This is a genomic window from Microbacterium sp. 5K110 (assembly GCF_005774735.1).
Classification (GTDB): domain Bacteria; phylum Actinomycetota; class Actinomycetes; order Actinomycetales; family Microbacteriaceae; genus Microbacterium.
Window position 1 is genome coordinate 1 of the sequence record NZ_VBUM01000164.1, and the last position, 1719, is coordinate 1719.

1 protein-coding gene is annotated in these 1719 nt (G+C 71.7%); it reads left to right on the top strand.

The window, feature by feature from the left end; translation table 11 throughout:
* The first annotated feature begins 289 nt into the window (after window positions 1–289).
* Window positions 290–1717 carry an HNH endonuclease gene (locus FE256_RS17860; RefSeq protein ID WP_138178328.1) on the top strand — a complete coding sequence of 476 codons (1428 nt, stop codon included), beginning with the start codon at window positions 290–292 and terminating at the stop codon, window positions 1715–1717.
* The last annotated feature ends 2 nt before the right edge of the window (window positions 1718–1719 follow it).

Below are 1719 nucleotides of genomic sequence, written 5' to 3' on the forward strand. Positions count from 1 at the left end.
GGTGCGCGGTGCGGTGCGCGGGCGCGGGGTCGCGGTGGGCGGTGCGGTGCGCGGGCGCGTGGCGGTGAGGAGGCGCGGGATCGTTCTTGCCGAGGGGCGGTGCGGTGGAGGCGTGCCGTGCGGTCGGGGTGAGGGTGCCATGCGGCCGGGGTCGGAGCGCTCGGCCCAGGCGGGGTGCGGATTCGGTGAGGTGAGGACCGTTCCTCCCCAGGTGGGGAATCTCGGAGGTTGTCCCCACTTGCCTCCCCCGACGCGTCGTGATGTCGGAGCCCGTCGCTAGCATGCACACATGCACTGCGCGAACCCCGAACCAGCGCCCCACGGCGGGCACGACGACCTGTCGTCGGTGCTGAGCGAGGTGCTCGCGGCCGACGCCGAGCTGGCCGCGGCCGAGGCACGACGGGTGCGGGCGCTCGCTCGCGCCGGGCACTTCGCGTTCGACGCGATGGCGGCCCAGCGCACCTCGTCGAAGATGGCAGAGATGGCGCTGCGCGAGGTGGCATCCGAGATCGCGGCGGCCGCGCACCTCTCCGATCGATCGGTGCAGGCGCAGATCGGTCGTGCGGTGGAGCTCGTTGACGACTATCCGGTGACGCTCGCCGCGTGGGAGGCGGGGGCGTTGTCGCGAGCTCATGTGTGGGCGATCGTGGATGCCGGGCATCCGGTGCCCGTGGAGCGGCGCGGCGAGTTCGACGTGCTCGCGGTCGCCACTGCTGAGGGGATGAGCCCCCGTCGGCTGAAGACCTGTCTCGCGGCTCTCGCCGAACGGCTGCAGCCCACGACGATCACCGAACGGCATCGCGCCGGGCGTGCGACACGGAACGTGCGGGTCGTGCCCGGTGAGAATGGGATGTCGGATCTCATCGCCACCTTGCCGACCGTGCTGGCGGTGGGGATCTACGATCGGCTCACCCAGCAGGGCCGCGCGCTCGTCGACGCGCGTCCCGCCGCGTCGTCCGTGCCCAGTGGGGCGCCTGTCGAGCCCGGCGTCCAGCCTGCGTTCTGCACGGAGGCCGTCAACGACGGTGTCCCGTGCGCAGCCGATACGGCATCGGTCGACGCCGACATCCGCACGGTCGATCAGGTGCGCGCCGACATTCTCGCCGACCTCCTGCTGACCGCGGCGCCCGACGCCGACCCGACCCGCGGCGACGACGGCCTCGGCACACTCGGGGCGATCCGTGCGAAGGTGCAGGTCGTGGTCCCTGCATTGACGATGCTTCAACCCGGCGGAGAGAACCTCGACCCCGCTGCGCTCGTCGGGCACGGTCCCATCGACGCCGAAACGGCGCGGGCGATCGCCGAGGCGACGTCACTGCCGTGGGATCGCGTGATCACGCACCCGATCACCGGGGCGGTGTTGCACGTCGACACCTATCAGCGGACCGCGGCGATCGACCGTTATCTCCGCGCCCGCGACCGCCACTGCCGGTGGCCCGGGTGTACCGCCCCCGCGGTGCGATGCGAGGTCGATCACACCCACGACGCGGCACTCGGCGGCAAGACCGAGGTCTGCAACCTCTGTCATCTCTGCCAGAGACACCACACCCAGAAGCAGTTCACCCGCTGGCAGGTGAGACAGCTCGCCGGGGGAGTGCTCGAGTGGACCTCCCCGACCGGGAGGGTCTATATCGACGAACCCGTTCCGTACCCTCCGGCGGTCCGGTTCGTTCCCGACCCGCCGCTCCCGCCCGCCACGGAACCCGCTCCGTTCTGACG